At 50.5% G+C, this 16,709-nt stretch carries 11 protein-coding genes; 6 read left to right on the forward strand and 5 right to left on the reverse strand.

Going from position 1 to position 16,709, the window contains the following annotated elements; all coding sequences use genetic code 11:
- Window positions 1-46: 46 nt before the first annotated feature.
- On the forward strand, window positions 47-2,890 hold the full coding sequence (locus ACYU8Y_RS24730) for an outer membrane beta-barrel protein (protein ID WP_460940835.1): 2,844 nt from the start codon (window positions 47-49) through the stop codon (window positions 2,888-2,890).
- A gap of 19 nt (window positions 2,891-2,909) precedes the next feature.
- Window positions 2,910-3,656, forward strand: coding sequence for a GLPGLI family protein (locus ACYU8Y_RS24735; protein WP_460940836.1), 747 nt, complete (start codon window positions 2,910-2,912; stop codon window positions 3,654-3,656).
- A gap of 81 nt (window positions 3,657-3,737) precedes the next feature.
- Here ACYU8Y_RS24735 and ACYU8Y_RS24740 read toward each other — a convergent pair whose 3' ends face one another.
- Window positions 3,738-7,172: a ThuA domain-containing protein gene (locus ACYU8Y_RS24740; RefSeq protein ID WP_460940837.1), complete on the reverse strand. Its 3,435-nt coding sequence runs from the start codon at window positions 7,170-7,172 to the stop codon at window positions 3,738-3,740.
- Window positions 7,173-7,331: 159 nt separating this feature from the next.
- Window positions 7,332-8,108, reverse strand: coding sequence for an META domain-containing protein (locus tag ACYU8Y_RS24745; RefSeq protein WP_460940838.1), 777 nt, complete (start codon window positions 8,106-8,108; stop codon window positions 7,332-7,334).
- A gap of 153 nt (window positions 8,109-8,261) precedes the next feature.
- On the opposite strand from ACYU8Y_RS24745, the gene ACYU8Y_RS24750 reads away from it, so the two are divergent.
- Both ACYU8Y_RS24750 and ACYU8Y_RS24755 read left to right on the forward strand, forming a co-directional pair.
- Window positions 8,262-9,176 (forward strand): LEA/WHy family protein, encoded by a 915-nt coding sequence (locus ACYU8Y_RS24750; protein WP_460940839.1) that lies wholly within the window; start codon window positions 8,262-8,264, stop codon window positions 9,174-9,176.
- Window positions 9,177-9,344: 168 nt separating this feature from the next.
- On the forward strand, window positions 9,345-10,631 hold the full coding sequence (locus ACYU8Y_RS24755; RefSeq protein ID WP_460940840.1) for an Hsp70 family protein: 1,287 nt from the start codon (window positions 9,345-9,347) through the stop codon (window positions 10,629-10,631).
- A gap of 26 nt (window positions 10,632-10,657) precedes the next feature.
- Here the strand turns inward: ACYU8Y_RS24755 and ACYU8Y_RS24760 are convergent, their stop codons facing one another.
- From ACYU8Y_RS24760 to ACYU8Y_RS24770, 3 genes are all read right to left on the reverse strand, one after another.
- Window positions 10,658-11,389: a hypothetical protein gene (locus tag ACYU8Y_RS24760; RefSeq protein WP_460940841.1), complete on the reverse strand. Its 732-nt coding sequence runs from the start codon at window positions 11,387-11,389 to the stop codon at window positions 10,658-10,660.
- A gap of 122 nt (window positions 11,390-11,511) precedes the next feature.
- Window positions 11,512-12,378, reverse strand: coding sequence for a LytR/AlgR family response regulator transcription factor (locus ACYU8Y_RS24765; protein ID WP_460940842.1), 867 nt, complete (start codon window positions 12,376-12,378; stop codon window positions 11,512-11,514).
- A 256-nt stretch (window positions 12,379-12,634) separates the two neighbouring features.
- Window positions 12,635-13,885 carry an MFS transporter gene (locus ACYU8Y_RS24770; RefSeq protein ID WP_460940843.1) on the reverse strand — a complete coding sequence of 417 codons (1,251 nt, stop codon included), beginning with the start codon at window positions 13,883-13,885 and terminating at the stop codon, window positions 12,635-12,637.
- Between the two features lie 273 nt (window positions 13,886-14,158).
- On the opposite strand from ACYU8Y_RS24770, the gene ACYU8Y_RS24775 reads away from it, so the two are divergent.
- Both ACYU8Y_RS24775 and ACYU8Y_RS24780 read left to right on the forward strand, forming a co-directional pair.
- The gene (locus ACYU8Y_RS24775; RefSeq protein WP_460941211.1) at window positions 14,159-15,295 is read left to right on the forward strand and encodes a Gfo/Idh/MocA family protein; all 1,137 of its coding nucleotides are present in this window, start codon (window positions 14,159-14,161) and stop codon (window positions 15,293-15,295) included.
- A 225-nt stretch (window positions 15,296-15,520) separates the two neighbouring features.
- Window positions 15,521-16,666 (forward strand): Gfo/Idh/MocA family protein, encoded by a 1,146-nt coding sequence (locus tag ACYU8Y_RS24780; RefSeq protein WP_460940844.1) that lies wholly within the window; start codon window positions 15,521-15,523, stop codon window positions 16,664-16,666.
- Window positions 16,667-16,709 lie beyond the last annotated feature (43 nt).

Here is a 16,709-nt window from a genome sequence, read left to right on the forward strand (position 1 = left end):
ATTGCGCTTAGCTTTGCTTATCCCACAACCTTTTCCCTTTTCCCGGATGAAAAACTTCTTCCTGCTGGCATTGCTATGCCTGCTTTCTACCGCCCTCTATGCGCAAAATCCACCCGGTCTAACCCGTTTTACGTTACAGGGTAGAGCCGTCGACACCTCCTCCGTCCCGCTGCCATCCTCGACGGTTATGCTGCTGAGCGCCAAAGATTCATCGCTCGTGAACTTCACCCGCACAGGCGACAATGGCTCATTTTCATTCAAGAACATCAAGGTAGGTACGTATGTCCTGAAGGTTTCGTACGTCGGCCTTATTCCTTACAATGCAGTCATCAAGCCCGCTACCGAAGCCGTTGTCGATCTTGGGCCTCTGAAACTTAAGCCTATAACCAGGGAGCTGATGGAAGTGGTCGTGAGAACGGCCAAGGCACCACTAACCATCAAAGGCGACACCATCGAGTATAACGCGAGCTCGTTTAAAGTACCGCCCGGCTCAACCGTCGAAGATTTGCTACGCAAGTTGCCCGGTGTGCAGATCGACCAGGATGGCAATATTCGGGCACAGGGTCAGGAAGTAAAAAAGCTGACGGTGGATGGCAAGAACTTTTTTGGCAATGACCCCAAGCAGGCTACTAAAAACCTGCAGGCCGAAGCCATTACCAAAGTGCAGGTGTTCAACGATAAAACGGAACAAGCCAAGCTGACGGGTGTCGATGATGGCAAGAAGGAGAAAACCATCAACCTGGAACTGAAAGAAGAATTTAAAAAAGGTGGTTTTGGCAAAGTAACCGCAGCCGGAGGGCCAGCGTCCAACAATGTGTCGGCGCGGGCCGAAGCGAAGGGTATTTACAATAAGTTTAACGCCAAGCATCAGTTTTCGCTGGTTGGTCTGGGCAATAACACGAACCAGCAGGGACTCTCACGCGATGATTATCAGGATTTTCGGGGGAGTAATGCCTACAACTCCAACCAGAACGCCGATTTCGGTTTCAGCGGAGGTAACTTCTTTTATTTTTCCGACAGTGGTGATGAAGGACTGGGTATTCCAGTGAGTGGACGACAAGGCGTTGGTTTCTCCAACAACGCGGCTGGTGGTGCCAATTACAACTTCGATACAAAAGAGAAAAAGTGGAGTGGGAGTTACTACTACAACCAAACCCGGCTGGAACTGGACGCCCAGCGGCTTCGGGATGTAACGCTGCCCCAGAGCACTTACTCTACAAACGAAACGAGTAATCAGGTTAATTTCAACGGAAATCATCGGGTGAGTTTACGCTACGAAAAACAGCTCGACACACTCAATACGTTGATTTTTATCAATAACAGCCGTTACGGAACGGGAAACGCCCGTCTTTTTCGAATTCAGGATTTGGTACGCAGCAATGGAGCTGCCACGCGCAACGAAAGTACTAACGCCAGCGATCAGCGCCAGTTTGCCACATCCAACTCCCTTATTTTCAGGCACAAGATGCACAAGAAAGGGCGGAGTATTGCCGCTAGTGCTACGTATGAGGTGAATACCAACGACGCAAACCTGATTCTGGATTCCGAGAATACGTATTCCGGGCCGATCACCGCAGCCGACAAGTCCGCCGATATTCACCAGGATCAGCGCAACGACATTGTCCGCAGCGAATACAAAGCCAGTTTGCAATACGTTGAGCCATTTGCCAAGCGGTTCACCTGGGAAACGTTCTTCAATTTCAGTCTCCGGTATGATGAGGTTGATCGTGACGTGTTTAATCGGGGCGATTCCCGGTATGTCCGCAACGATACATTAAGTCTATATTACAAAAACAATTACGTGTACAACCGGCTGGGCAGTAGTGTTCGGTACTCGTACAAAGGATTGAACCTATCGGTGGGTTTGGCTGGTCAGCGGTTTACGCTCAATGGGCAGTTCGCTCCCGATCAGACATCGGCCACGTTTACGCCTATCAGCCGGGTATTCACGACCGCGATCCCTAACGTTGGTCTGAACTATGATCTGAAAAACAACAGATACCTGTACGGAGGCTACAGCGTGAGCGTTCAGATACCGACATCGCGGGATTTGCAGCCTGTTCGTAACAATAGTAACCCTTTATACATCAACCAGGGTAGTCCAAACCTCCTGCCGCAGTTGGGCCATAACGTGAACATAGGCTTCAATTACTTCAACCCAGGGAGTTTCATTAATATGTATATTGGCGTAAATGGTACCAAGTACGTCAACCAGATTGTGTATAGCCAGCGGACGGACCCCCAAACGCTGATTACGGTCATTACACCCGAGAACCTGTCGGGTGGGCAGAATCTTGGCTCCTACGTTGGCTTCGGCTTTCCGTTGAAGAAAACAAAAGCAACGCTCGATCTCAACACCAGTTTGAACTTTACCAATAACCCGACCCGCATCAACGATGTCATCAACGACACCCGCACCCAGAGTTATTACGTGGGTACTCGCCTGAGTCTGACGCCAACCGAATGGCTGACCTTCTACGGAAACGCGAACGTTAATCTGAACAACACGCAGTTTTCCATTAGCGCTAACCGGAATCAAACCTTTACGAACAATAACTTTAGTGGTGATCTGAACCTGAAGCTGCCGCATGATTTTTACATCAATACGAGCATGAACTACCGAGTTACCAAGAATGAGCAATTAGATTTTGATCAGCGAATTCCGATCTGGAATGCGTCCGTGTACCACATACTGGGCAAAGCGAAACGGGCTGAAATTCGGCTGACGGCAATCGATATGCTGAATCGGAATGTGGCCGTGACATTGAATCGGGGCGTCAACTACACGCAGTCAGAAACGATCCAAACGCTGGCCCGGTATTTCACCATCGGCTTTACGTATAACATGCGGGGTGTTCAGGCCAAAATGCGCCGGGATGGCTTCTTTTGATTTTAATCAACTATCTACCATGAAAAAACTACTTGTACTTCTGTGCCTGTTAACCGGTTCGGCCGCAATGGCCCAGAAAACCGAGGGCGTTGTTACCTATGTTCGCAAAGAGCACTGGCTGAAGATTACCAACCGAATGACATTTTTGAGTCGGGAACAGCGGGACCGGATGGCGCAGACCTGGAAAAACTGGGAAGAAGACAACAAGGGACTCAAAATGAAGCTGTTGTTCAACGCCAACGAAAGTCTGTATACCTACAACAGCGATGAACCCGAAGAGGGGGGATACTCGTGGCGTAAAACGGAGTTTGTTCTGTACCGAAATGCCGAGAAAGACAAGAAAACCGACATCATTGAAATGCTCGGGAAAACCTATGTTATCGATGATTCATTGCACGCGCCGGTCTGGAAAATTGGTAATCAGATCAAAGAAGTGGCTGGCTACATCTGCATGAAAGCCGAAACGGAAGATCCCGTAAAAGGGCAGAAAATAGTGGCCTGGTTTGCGCAGGATATCCCGGTGCCCGCCGGTCCCGAGCGGGTTAATGGCCTGCCGGGATTAATTCTGGAACTGGATGTTAACGACGGCGATCTGACCATTGAGGCCATTAATGTAACGTTCAGACCACTTACCGCCGATGAACTTAAGCTACCTAAAGTGAAGGGTAAGAAAATCGATGATGTTGCCTACGATACGATGATCCGCAAATACATTGCTGAGCAAATGACCGCTCACCAAAATCCGTACTGGGAAATTCGGTATTGATAAACTCACGTCTGTAAAAACGCGCAACGCCCCAATCATGACTGACTGGGGCGTTGCGCGTTTAAAAATCTACGGGCTGATTTACATACCCTGTGTCGAGAACTGCACTTTATCGACCGCAAATAGGGGTTTTTGTTTGGCTTCGGGATTAACGAAAATCAGGTAGAGCTTATGAACGCCCGAAACCGGTTGGCGGAAGGGCAGATTTACGGCTCCCATCGTACCCGATTTAACATCGGCTTCGCCCAGTAACGTACCCGTTGGTGAATCGAGCCGCGCTTCGAGTTTGCCACCCGCCACCTGGTCGGTCGAGGCAAATACGGAGGGAGTCAGGCCCTGAATACCCGTCAGGTCGATGTCATTGAACACCAGATAGCTGCCCGATTTCGTACCGATGGCGGCTGGCCCCAGTTTAGGAATGTCATACTGGAAAATATCCTGCTTGCCGTCCGCCGAAACCGCTTTTACGGATGGCGACCGCAGGGCTAAAGACGTTGAACCCGTCAATGGGCCAATCGCGCCGTTGCCCCGGTCGGTATAGCTGGCGGTCAGAATGTATGAGCCGTCCTTCTTTTGCTGGGCTGGTACATAATCACCGGCCAGTGGCTGGCGGTTTGCTTTCTTTTCGTCGGCTAAAGAAAGGATGTAGCGTACCATGTCGGTCGCTTCGCTTTCTTTCAGTTGCGGGTGGGCACTCATGGCTTGTTCGCCCCAGACACCACCACCACCGGTAATGACCTTGCGGGCCAGTTTCCCTTCGATCTGGAAAGCACCTTTGTATTTCTTGGCAACATCCAGATAAGCCGGTCCAATCGATTTCTTATCGATGGCATGGCAGGCTTTGCAGTCACTCAACTCGATCAGGCGTTTTCCCGACGAGAACCCTAAATTGGCCTGGTGTCCCTGCGCCAGCATCGTTTTGTCGAAGCCTTCGAGGTAATCAATCGTCATGGTTACATCGTCAGGACTGATGCCTTTCTGTAAGCTGCCGTCTTCTTTATCAACAACTTTTACCGAATACTTAACCGGCTTGTCTGGGAAATAAAAGGTCTTGTTTCCGGCTACGGCCACTTCTACCTTAGGCTCGTCGTTGCCAACTTTTATCTCCATGGTTTTCGTCGCTACATTCCCGGCCGCATCAGTCACCGTGAGTGTGGCCGGATACGTACCGGGTTTGCTGAAGGTAACCGTAGGGTTAGCCGTCGATTGCTTCGGGATTCCGTTTCCGAACGACCAGGCATATTTCAGGGCATCGCCGTCATAATCCATCGACCCTTTCGAGTCGAATTTCACCGTCAATGGGGCAGAACCAACTGTTTTGCTGGCGCTGGCCAGGGCAACGGGTTTCCGGTTGCCCGCATTGTACGTAATGCGCGACAGGCGGGCGTCGGCATTGGCTGCAAACCACTGCTGGCCGTACTCAAGGGTGTAAAGCGAGCCATCATTAGCAAACTGCATGTCGATTACGTGCGAGAACTTCGTGCTGGGCATGAACGTCTCCATCTTCACGAAGTCGCCATTTTTCTCCATCGTTACCGGGTGAATCCAGTCGCGCATCCAGTCGTAGGCAAAGAATTTGCCGTCATAAGCGCGGGGAAATTTTACGGCCGATTCAGCATAATCGTCGTAGTAATAAACCGGGCCGCCCATGGCGTTACGCCCGCCTTTCCCCACAATCGGGCCAAATTCGGGCGAGTCAGCGTAAGGGTAGTAGATAAAGGCTTTTTGCGCCGGGGGCAACTCGGTGAGGCCCGTGTTGTGTGGCGAGTTGTTGATCGGCTTCATCGGGTCGAACAGTGCCCCGGTGGTGCTGTCCGCGAAGGTACGGGCATGATACGGACGGTTATCCGCCACGAATAGCGGCCAGCCGAAATACCCCGCCTTACGCGCCTGGTTCATCTCATCATGCCCGCGTGGACCGTATTTCTCACTGTTTTCACCCGCGTCGGGACCCACTTCGCCCCAATACAGGAAGCCCGTGCGCTGATCGACCGAAATACGGTAGGGGTTGCGATTTCCCATGACGTAAATTTCGGGCCGGGTTTTAGCCGTGCCTTTGGGAAACAGGTTGCCTTCCGGAATGGTATACGTACCGTCCGCTTCGGGGTGAATACGCATGATCTTGCCGCGCAAATCATTCGTGTTGCTCGATGTCAGACGGGCATCCCAGCCACCACGGCCCGGCCGTTCATCGATCGGTGCAAATCCCTGGGAGTTGAACGGGTTGGTGTCATCACCAGCCGACAGATATAGGTTCCCTTTCCGGTCCCAGGCAATCGAACCACCCGTGTGGCAGCAGCCATCGCGTTTGACAGGAATCGTCAAGAGAACCTTTTCGGTGCTCATGAGCAGCGTATCTTTAACGTCATCGTACACAAAACGCGACAGGTGCTGAGCCGTATCCGCTACCGTCTTGCCCGATAGGGGCGAGTAGTACGCATACACCCATTTGTTTTGCTTGAAGTTTGGGTCAACGTTCAGGCCCATCAGACCGTATTCAAATTTGGTGAATACCGGAAAGTTGGCCACGACTTTTACCGCCTTCGTCTTAGGGTCGTACAATTTCAATGCCCCTTTGCGCTCGGCGAAAAGTACTTTACCATTGTCGAGTACGACCAGCTCCGTTGGTTCGTCCAGATTAGCCGTCAGCACTTGCCGCTCAAAACGATTCTCTTCCGGAAACGGCTGCGTTTTAGCCTGCCCGAATTTCAGGCTGGTTGCCATAACGGATTTGATGCCGCCCAGAATATGCTGCAAGAACAGCGGATCGCTGTACGACTCGTCGGTGTGGCCACCACCCGTGTAAAACGCCTTGCCGCCCTCAAAATCGTGATGCCAGATGAATGGATGGTTATCCCCGTTTTTGCCACCTTCGTACGTTTTTTCATCCAGTTTGCCGAGTACTTTCAGGTCAGGCTGAATGTTTTTGTAGCTGTACCATTCATCCCAGCGTTTCCAGCGGTCGGGCAGCATCTTGGTCGACGGGTGATTTTTGTCGACGATCTCGATTTCAGCGTTCTGTTGCTTGGGGTGGTTCAGGAACCAGGCCCCGGCCAGCTTATTATACCACGGCCAGTCATACTCGGTATCGGCCGCAGCGTGGATCCCTACATAACCGCCCCCCGCCTGAATGTACCGCTCAAAAGCGGCCTGTTGCGCATCGTCGAGCACATCACCCGTGGTGCTGAGCCAGATTACCGCGCTGTATTGCTTGAGGTTTGTTTCCGTAAACTTCGTTGCATCTTCGGTGGTATCAACGGCGAAGTTGTTTTCCTTGCCGAGCTTCATGATTGCCACCTTCCCGGCCGGAATAGAGCCGTGGCGGTAGCCTTTGGTTCTGGAGAAGACGAGCACACGGTTCAGCGCAACGGAATTTTGTGCCGATGCCACCGTCGATTTGCTGGCTGTACGTTTGGCCGCCGTTTGGGCCTCGGCAGGAGTCATTATGCCGGGCGCAGCCGTTGCCAGCACGCCCGCCAGCAGCAAGGCGCGGGCGGGAAGCCGTAGGGTTTTCATAGAGTTTTTCAATTTATGCAGATTGCTTGGGTAGACTGGGTAAGGCAATCGAAAGGTTAACTTATTTGAGGATTCGATTGACTTTTATCTAGAAACAAAAGTAAACAAAAAGCGAACGCTATCGTGTAGTCGTTCGCTTAAATAAAGGGCAAATGCAGGTTAATCTACTTTCTTGAACGTCATGACCGGCTTCCCTTTCGACAGGAAGGTTAACTGGCCTTCACCAATTCGATAGGTCAGGGGATTGGCTAACTCGCTCAGGAAGTTACGTTCGATTTGAGCAACATTATTCTCGCAAGCCATTCGTGTAGTGGTCAGCGGACTGAACAGGATCTGACGCGTGTCGGCCTTGATTGTGCCGCTCAGTCGGTTGCAGCCTGTTGTCCCCGTAACCCGGCCTTCAGACAGCGAAATTTCCAGACGGGGGGCTTCCTTTCGGGGGCCACCGGCAACTATCGGACTGCCTTGCAGGTCGGTGAGTACCCAAATGTCGCTCAGCAACGTAAGCTGCTGGAGGGAAGCCCCACAGCCCAGGTAGTTTTTACCCCGAAAATCGACTTCGACCCGGTAGTCATAGCGTTGGCCGGATAACTTATCCACGCAGCTATCCGGCCGAAACAGGATGCTGATTCTGTTCGATTCCGTACCGGTGCTGTACCGAAAGATACCGTCTGAGTCAGGTTGACGCTCGGGAGCCGATGTGGTGAGGCTATCGCCATTGAGCCCTTTGAATCGCAGAAAATTCTTTGACGAATTAATGGTTAACGACCAGGCCGGGCTATTGCCGAGTGCGATGATATCATCACCTGATTTTAGTTGTTGGCTATAGTCCGTAATGGTAACCTGATTGGCCGGCGTAAGCATAGACGCGAATTGGGTAGACGGACGGCGACAGGCAGCAGTCAGAAGCAGCACGCCAAGCAAAGCAGTTCGCATGGTAGTTTAACGATTGAGTTGTGGGTATAAGACCTGCATTCTGCCAAAAAGTTTAACCCGTCAGAAAGGGGCACGTTACCTAACAACCTGCCTGGAATCAGAACCGCCGTGTTCGGAGAGCAGTTGCGCCTTCTTACTAACAAGGAACAGGTTATGAAAAAGGGAGGGTTGGTTGTGCTCGTGCTGTTACTTATTGGCGGCCTGGGAGCCTATATCTGGTACCGGAATATCAGAAATAAGGAAACAAGTACCGGTAAGCCGTACGACAATACGATGAAGCCGCGTCTGGAAATGAGCCGATTTGCGATTACAGATATCGATGAAGATACCATTCGGATGAACCTGTATATGCTGATCGATAATCCGTTGCCAGTTGGTTTTAAATCACCCAAAATGGATTACACGTTCTTTATTGCCAATACGCCCGTGATGGTCGATGCCTACAAAAAACCGATTCAGGTAAAATCGGGGGATAGTACACTGGTTGTGCTGCCGGCTAAGCTAGTGTACAAAAAAATGATCAACGTGCTTGAAACGCTCGACCGAAAAGATATCGATAGTACTAATTATAAAATGCAGGCAAAATTCGCCCTCGACGTACCTCTGCTGGGTCAGAAAACATTCGTAACGACGGTGGATAAGCGAATGCCAACGCTTTACTTACCGAAGGTCAAAATTAATGATATCGACTTTGGGAAATTGGGTCTCAAGCGAACCGATGTGGCCGCCAACGTAAGTATTACCAATAAAAATAAGATGCCTTTCAACATCACCGATGCGCACTATACGGTATCGATCGATGGTAAAGAAATTGCCGCTGGAAACCAGCCCGAGCCAATTCTGATAAAAGCCCAGGCGACGACGCCCGTCGTTTTTCCGGTAACGGCGCATCCTGGTAAAACGCTGAGCGTGTTGCCTAAGATGTTGTTCGATAAAAAAGACACGCCCTATTCGGTCAAGTTCCGCTGTAAGCTTATCGATAAAAAGGGAAATTCGTCGTTCGCCAACAGCACATTCGCGTCGACAGTGACTGGCACACTGGACGATTTTAAGAAGATAAAGAAGTAGCTGATTCAGGCTTCAAGGAGTATCAGGTTTATGGAGTTGATACCAAAATCATATTTTTAAGGTAGATTTGCGCCCTTTTCATTAATAAGGGTCGTGCATCGCTAGTCTGGTTTCAAAAATATGCCTGTCACAGCGGGTGTTTGCACGACATAGCTGAAACAGACGGAAATGACGACAATCTCCTGCGGTATAGATTTTGGTACATCAAATTCAAGCATAGCCATCGACAAGAACGGCCACATTAGTCTGGTTCCGGTCGAGCAGGCCCATCTGACCATACCCAGCGCTATATTCTTCCGGAGTGCCGACAACAAGGCATTCTATGGCAGAGCCGCCGTCAATATGTTTCTGGATCGGCAATCGGGGCGTTTTATGCGAAGTTTAAAGCGGGTGCTGGGTACATCGCTTATGAAACAGGGAACCGTTGTGAATGGCGCGTCCATGAATTTTCCGACTATTATAGCCTCGTTTATAAAGCAATTAAAAGATAAAGCCGAGGCAACCGCCGGTCAGGAAATCGAACATGTGGTGATGGGTCGGCCGGTTCACTTTGTTGATAATGATCCAGCCGCCGACGGTCGGGCGCAGGATGAGTTGCGGGCCATTGCCCAGCGTATTGGCTTCAAACACATCGAATTTCAGTTTGAGCCGATTGCTGCGGCCTTTGCCCACGAAGTCAACCTGACTGGTGAAAAACTGGCGATAGTCGTCGATCTGGGCGGAGGTACCTCGGATTTTACCGTGATCAGGTTGTCGAAAGATTCCATCCAGAAAACGGACCGATCCTCAGATATCTTAGCCAGTACGGGAGTTCGGATTGGCGGCAATGATTTCGATAAAGAATTGAGCTTAGCCGCTATCATGCCTGAGCTGGGCTATCGGAGCACATACGGCGACAAAAATCTGGAAGTTCCGCTGAAGCAGTATCACGACCTGGCTGAATGGAGTAAGGTAAACTTTCTTTATACGCCTAAACTGATCATGCAAACCCGGCAGTTGCTTCACCAATCGCACGACAAAAAGCGCTATGGTCGATTGCTGCATGTGCTTGAGCACGAAACGGGACACGCGCTTTTGGCCGCATCCGAAGAAACCAAAATTGCCCTGACCGATGACCAGGAGCACAGAGCAACTTTCGATTTTATCGAGGAAGATTTCTCCATACTGATAAAGCGCGAGCTATTTGAAAAAGCGATTGAGGAAGAGGTTGAAAAAATAGCCGATTCGGCCAGACAATGTCTCCTGGATGCGGGTGTTCGGCGGGAAGCCATCGATCTGGTCATTCTCACGGGTGGCTCCACCGAAGTACATTCCATACAGGTGGCCTTCAAAGAACTCTTTCCTAATGCCGCCATCGCCGACGAGAACAAGCTTTCCAGCGTTGGCCTTGGGCTGGCCTACGACAGTCAAAATCGATTCGGGAAGACCAGTGAATTCGCCCGTGTTTCGGGTTAATTTACTGAAAAACTGACAGATACAGATTAATCGTTCGTTCGCTTCGGTTGAGCCATAACCAGCCGCCGAATAGCTACTAGGTGCCCAAGCAGCACAGTGGGCACCACAAAACTGGGCAACCAGATAAAGGGGAATTTTAGAATAGCCACGTTAGGTTGCTCAAAAGCCAATTGCTGAAAGGGCAGTGGTACCGACAAAATCGCGTGCGTAACGACGTTAGCCAAAAGCAGTAGAGCCAGTACGTTCCATACCAAAAGCCATCGAGTTGATAAGACCGGTCGATTGAACGAAAAGTAAGCAATTGCCGGTGCCGTCAGGCCAGCTATGATGTCAACATTTCGCCCTTCGAATGTTAGCAACTGCGGAACTTGATGGTGGATAAACAAGCCGTAAAGCACGATCTCAACCAGCACCCGAACGCCATTCAGGTAAGTGATTGCAGGGAGTGATAAGGCATCCAGAAACCGGCGTCCGCCCGGTGAACTAAATAAGACGATTATCAGCAAAATCGGCAGCCCCACCGCCAGTAGTAGCCGGGGCGGTCTTGCATTCAGGTAGAGGAAAAAATCCTGACCAGCTAAAAAACCTACCAGAAATAACCAACTGAGTAAGCCCATCAATATGGGAAAGACTCGTTTGGGCATAAATTTCCTGACGGCTGCCAGGAAAGCAAATAAGGTCAGGGCCGTTGTTAGAGCGAAGAGAACAGCCAGCCAGAAAGGTGGCTTGATGAGCAGATATTCTAAATTTGGGGACATGATTTCCGATACATTTATACGGGGCTAACCGCCCGTTATGCAAAGGAAACACGGCTGGAAAGGCCTTCACGACAGCACGAATAGCCCAATCAACGAATGGTAGCGAATGTGGGCATGAATGGTCAGGCTACTTCGATTTGCCGAAACCACTTCTTGAATGCTGCACTGCGATACCGACTCACAACAACCTGCTCGTGGAGGTCCGTCTTGTGCAACGCCGGGCTCAGGTCCACCAGAAGCTTCTGGTTGATGTCGTCCCGCACAAACCGAATTGCATTCAGATTGACAATAAACTGCCGGTTGAGTTGAAAGAAAAAGGCGTCCGGTAACAGATCACCCAATTTCGTGAAAGATGGGTAAGCCGTTGTTAGCTGCTGCCCATCGGCTTTGATGAGTAGTACCAAGCCTCCTGTGGAGTAAAAATAAGCAATCTCCTCGGGGTGCAGACGCCATTGGCCGTTGCCAGCTTCAACGAGGATCAATTCTCCCGAACGAGTAGTCGGGCGTTGCTGTAGTTGGGTATTAAGGTCTCGGGTAGACTGCTGCTTTTCAAGGTAAATCGTTTGGATCAGGTATAGACCTACATAAGCTCCATTAACAACGGTGGCGATGGTCGAACAAACAAATATGCCCGAAATGACAACTGGAAATAAAGGCCAGGCTCCACTATACAGCCTGATGGACAGTGGAAAAACAACCGAAAAGGTAGCCATAGTAGCCAGACCACCCAGAAGAATTTGCCAGCGAATCCGTTTTGATGGATTTTCATGAAACGGCAGTTGCTGATCCAGCCGTCGGAAAATAACCAGATTTGCCTCCCAACAGCTCAACATGACCGTTGTAACGGTCAGGAAATAAGGCCATGGAAACTGGTAGTCTATTTCCGACGGAAAACGGCGGTAGAATACCAGATGCGCTGCAATAAAGGCAGCCACCGGCACGACAATGAGCCGGGCATAAAGGAGTTGCCTGCGCGTAAGAGGGGCCATCGGCTCAATCAAATTAACGCAAACAAGGTAACGAAAAATTAGTACCGGGCCACCGGTAGCCGCTTCATTAATAAGCCCTGACCTGTTTCCACCTGCAGAATATAATTGCCAACGGGTAGCTTACCTACACGAAAAGCAAACTAACAGACTGCCTTGACTATAGGTTTTCTGACTTCTTGCCAGTTAGTTGCTTACCAGAAAGGCCTGAAATCAATTTCAGGCCTTTCTGGTAAGCAACTAAGAATGTATTGGGAAATTATAGCTGAGGCTGTTCCAGGATAACCGTTTCATCGACATGGCCCGGCTTGCGGTTGCGCATGAAGAAGTATAAACCGCCAAACGCCACAATAAGAATCAAGGGAAAAATAACCATGTGCGCCAGCGTGGCCTGCCCGGCGGCCAGTTCAACGGCATCGCCCGAAAGGCCACGGCCTTTGGCTTCTGCTGTCTCTGCATCAAGCCAGTTACCAATGATTGGCTGGAAGATAGAGCTGGCAAACATACCCATACCACCCATGATCGACATACCGAAGGCACCCGCTCGGGGGATGTATTCGGCCACAAAACCAATCATGGTTGGCCAGAAATAACAGACACCAATGGCGAAAACAACCGCCGACACATAAACCATCGGGCCGGTAGCAGTGCTCATCAGATAAACGCCCAAGGCCGCAAAAATGGCTGAACCGAGTAATACGCCGGTTGGATTCAGGTTATGTACGACAGGACCGGCAAAATACCGGCCTACGGCCATCAGTCCCGTTACCAGGGCCAGAATAAGCATTGGGCTAGCACCCGCTTTGCCCAGAATAGGGCCAACCCACTGCTCAGGACCAAACTCCGAAATAGCGGTCAGCGCCATACAGGCGAGCATGAACAGATACAAAGGCGAAGCCATCGCTTTCAGGTTTTCGCCGGTAGAGGCAGCCCCTTCTACTTTGCTGGCCGGAAACTGTTGTCCCAGAAACATAAAGGCGTATATCACGGCTGGAATCAGAATGGCTCCAATTTGTAATTGCCAGCCTAAGCCAGCATCGGTCATAAATTTCGATACCAACGTTCCAATCACGATACCCCCCGGAAACCACATATGGAAACGGCTAAGCATTTTAATTTTCACATTGCCGTCGTACATGTCGGCAATCATGGGGTTACAGGCTGCCTCGACGGTGCCGTTCCCAAACCCAACGAAGAAAGTTGACAGTAGCAAAGTCCAGTAGCCACCCGCGAAAATGGTCATTACTAAACCCAGTATATGCGTTGCGAAGGCCACCCATACGATCCGCTTGGGACCAATTACGTTGTAGAGTGGACCGCCAAAAATCATGGCGATGGGAAAACCCAGAAACGCCATAGCGTTGACATAGCCTAGCTGTTCGGCTGTCAGATTGAATTCCTTACCCAACTGGGTGAGGACACCAGCCCGAATGGCAAAGGCCATTGCGGTGGTGATAAGCGAAAAGCAACTGGCGTTGAACAGCCGCGAACGATTAATGGTTAGGCTCATTTCTGCAAGAGGGATTAAAGTGGTTTAGCGACAGAATTAATTAAAAATTAAAAGACAACGAATTCCATAAACTCCCTACTAAGGGACCGTTTTTGTGCAAAATTTCCGAAAAATAAGAGAAAACAGCTAATTTTCGGCTGTAAAAAAAGAGTTGTGGACCGTAGTAAACAATTTGCGGTATTCGAATAACCCGGTACAGTAAACCAAACACTACAATTCCCTTTTCTAACCTGTTTACTCTCAACATCAATACCAATGCATAGAAAATTGCGAATGGGTATGGTTGGCGGAGGGCTCGATGCCTTCATTGGTGCCGTTCACCGCCGGGCTGCTGCTTTCGATGGCGAAATCGAATTGATTTGTGGCTGCTTCAGTGCATCGCCCGATAAATCGAAGGCAACCGGTCACGCCCTGTATTTACCCGAAGACCGTATTTACGCTTCGTTCCAGGAGATGATCGAGCGGGAAAAGGCCCTACCCGAAGGTGAGCGGATGGATTTTTTGACCATTGTGACGCCGAATCACATGCACTTCCCGCCCGCTAAAATGGCGCTCGAAAACGGGTTTCATGTGATGTGCGATAAGCCCATGACGCTGAATCTGGCCGAAGCGAAAGAATTGGCTGCCATTGTGGAGAAGTCGGGGCTGGTGTTTGGCCTCACGCACAACTATACCGGCTACCCAATGGTAAAAGAAGCCCGTGATATGGTACGTAGCGGGAAGCTCGGTAAAATCCGGAAAGTCGTCGTCGAATATCCGCAGGGCTGGCTCTCCAAAGATGAAGAGCATAATGACTACAAGCAGGCTATCTGGCGTACCGATCCGGCCCGATCGGGAGCTGCCGGTTGTATGGGTGATATTGGTACGCACGCGGAAAATTTAGCAGAATACGTCACGGGCCTGCAAATTGCCGAACTCTGTGCTGACTTAACGTCGTTTGTGCCGGGTCGTCAACTCGATGACGATGGAAATGTGCTGCTCCGGTTCGACAGTGGGGCCAAAGGTGTTCTGCATGCCAGCCAGATTGCCAATGGCGAAGAAAACTCGCTTAAAATTTACGTTTGGGGTGAATTGGGCGGTATTGAATGGCACCAGATGGAACCCAATACGCTCAAATACAAAACGCAGGAAGGGCAGCGTATCATCCGCCCCAATGTAGGAAGTTTGTCGGCGTCGGCCTCGGCTCACTGGCGGCTCCCGGCGGGCCATCCCGAAGGCTTCTTTGAGGCTTTTGCCAACCTCTACCGTAACTTCGCCTATGCCGTAAAAGCGCATATGGAAGGGCGGGAAGCGGATCCAATCTATGATTTCCCTAAAGCTGCCGACGGGGTTCGTGGCCTGGCCTTCATCGATACCGTCATCGCATCGAGCCAGGACGATTCGACAAAGTGGACAAAGTTTAAGGAGTGAAAGAGCGAATGAGTGGCCTGTCGGGTTAGTGAGGAGACTACTGACTTATCCGGTGAAGGCTATTAACTTGTAGAAAAAAATATCTAAATCCCGAAAAACAGTGAGCGACTGAAACAAAGAGTGGAAGAGTGAACGAATGAACGAGGGTTTGCTGCGAAACGATTTCGCTCTCTCACTCTTTCACTCTTTCACTCTTTTTAACACTCTTTCGCTCGTTAAATCTACATGCAAAAAATTAACATCGGTGTCGTTGGCACTGGATTCATCGGACCCGCGCACATCGAAGCCCTGCGTCGCCTTCCCAACACAAACGTCCTCGCCCTTTGCGAAGTAACCCCCGAACTTGCCCGTCAGAAAGCCGATCAGCTTGGTATCGAACGGTCCTGCACATTCGAGGAACTGCTGGCGATGGACGATATTAAAGTGGTACACATCTGTACGCCAAACTTCCTGCACTTCTCGCAGTCTAAAGCAGCGCTGCTGGCCGGAAAGCATGTTGTTTGCGAGAAACCATTGGCCAAAGATTTGCACGAAGCCAAAGAACTCGTTGAACTGGCTGCTCAAACGGGTTTGGTCAATGCCGTTCACTTCAACCTACGGTATTATCCACTCGTTCGTCAGATGAAGGTGATGCGCGAGCAGAATGCCCTGGGCGATGTATATTCCGTTATTGGTTCTTACTTGCAGGACTGGTTGTTTTACGATACCGATTACAACTGGCGTCTCGAACCCGACAAATCGGGCGATTCGCGGGCCATTGCCGATATCGGCTCTCACCTGATGGACAGCCTGGAATACATCACGGGCCTCAAAACGGTTGCCGTTATGGCCGATTTTAACACGGTTCATAAAGTGCGGAAAAAGCCGCTCAAACCCGTTGAAACGTATTCGGGCAAGATGCTCCAGCCAGAAGATTATGCCGATGTCCCCATCAATACCGAAGACCATGCCAACGTGTTGCTGCGGTTCGACAATGGGAATCGGGGGGTCATTACGGTATCGCAGGTGGCCGCAGGCCGGAAAAACCAGATGAAGCTGGAAATTGCTGGCTCGAAGAAAACGTTCGCCTGGAATTCCGAAGCGCCCAACGAAATGTGGATTGGTAACCGCGACGGGGCCAATGAATCATTCCTGCGCGACCCGTCGCTGGCTCACCCCGAAGCCCGGTCGGTAATCAGTTTCCCCGGAGGTCACAACGAAGGGTTTCCCGATACGTCGAAGCAGTTGTTCAAGGAAGTCTACGATGCGATAGCCGCTGGTAAGCAGCCTGAAAGACCAACGTACCCAACCTTTGCCGACGGCTACCGCGAACTGCTCATCTGCGAAAAAATCCTGGAAAGCAACCGCAAACAGGCGTGGGTGGAGATTTAAAGATGAAAGAGTAATTTAGTGATCTGGAAACAAGCACTAATGC

The organism is Spirosoma humi, assembly GCF_054776575.1.

What these genes read in the sequence shown, in the direction of transcription:
- ACYU8Y_RS24730 (WP_460940835.1), top strand. Translation starts at nt 47, where the DNA reads ATGAAAAACTTCTTCCTGCTGGCATTGCTATGCCTGCTTTCTACCGCC.
- ACYU8Y_RS24735 (WP_460940836.1), top strand. Translation starts at nt 2,910, where the DNA reads ATGAAAAAACTACTTGTACTTCTGTGCCTGTTAACCGGTTCGGCCGCA.
- ACYU8Y_RS24740 (WP_460940837.1), bottom strand. Translation starts at nt 7,172, where the DNA reads ATGAAAACCCTACGGCTTCCCGCCCGCGCCTTGCTGCTGGCGGGCGTG.
- ACYU8Y_RS24745 (WP_460940838.1), bottom strand. Translation starts at nt 8,108, where the DNA reads ATGCGAACTGCTTTGCTTGGCGTGCTGCTTCTGACTGCTGCCTGTCGC.
- ACYU8Y_RS24750 (WP_460940839.1), top strand. Translation starts at nt 8,262, where the DNA reads ATGAAAAAGGGAGGGTTGGTTGTGCTCGTGCTGTTACTTATTGGCGGC.
- ACYU8Y_RS24755 (WP_460940840.1), top strand. Translation starts at nt 9,345, where the DNA reads ATGACGACAATCTCCTGCGGTATAGATTTTGGTACATCAAATTCAAGC.
- ACYU8Y_RS24760 (WP_460940841.1), bottom strand. Translation starts at nt 11,389, where the DNA reads ATGTCCCCAAATTTAGAATATCTGCTCATCAAGCCACCTTTCTGGCTG.
- ACYU8Y_RS24765 (WP_460940842.1), bottom strand. Translation starts at nt 12,378, where the DNA reads ATGGCCCCTCTTACGCGCAGGCAACTCCTTTATGCCCGGCTCATTGTC.
- ACYU8Y_RS24770 (WP_460940843.1), bottom strand. Translation starts at nt 13,885, where the DNA reads ATGAGCCTAACCATTAATCGTTCGCGGCTGTTCAACGCCAGTTGCTTT.
- ACYU8Y_RS24775 (WP_460941211.1), top strand. Translation starts at nt 14,159, where the DNA reads ATGGGTATGGTTGGCGGAGGGCTCGATGCCTTCATTGGTGCCGTTCAC.
- ACYU8Y_RS24780 (WP_460940844.1), top strand. Translation starts at nt 15,521, where the DNA reads ATGCAAAAAATTAACATCGGTGTCGTTGGCACTGGATTCATCGGACCC.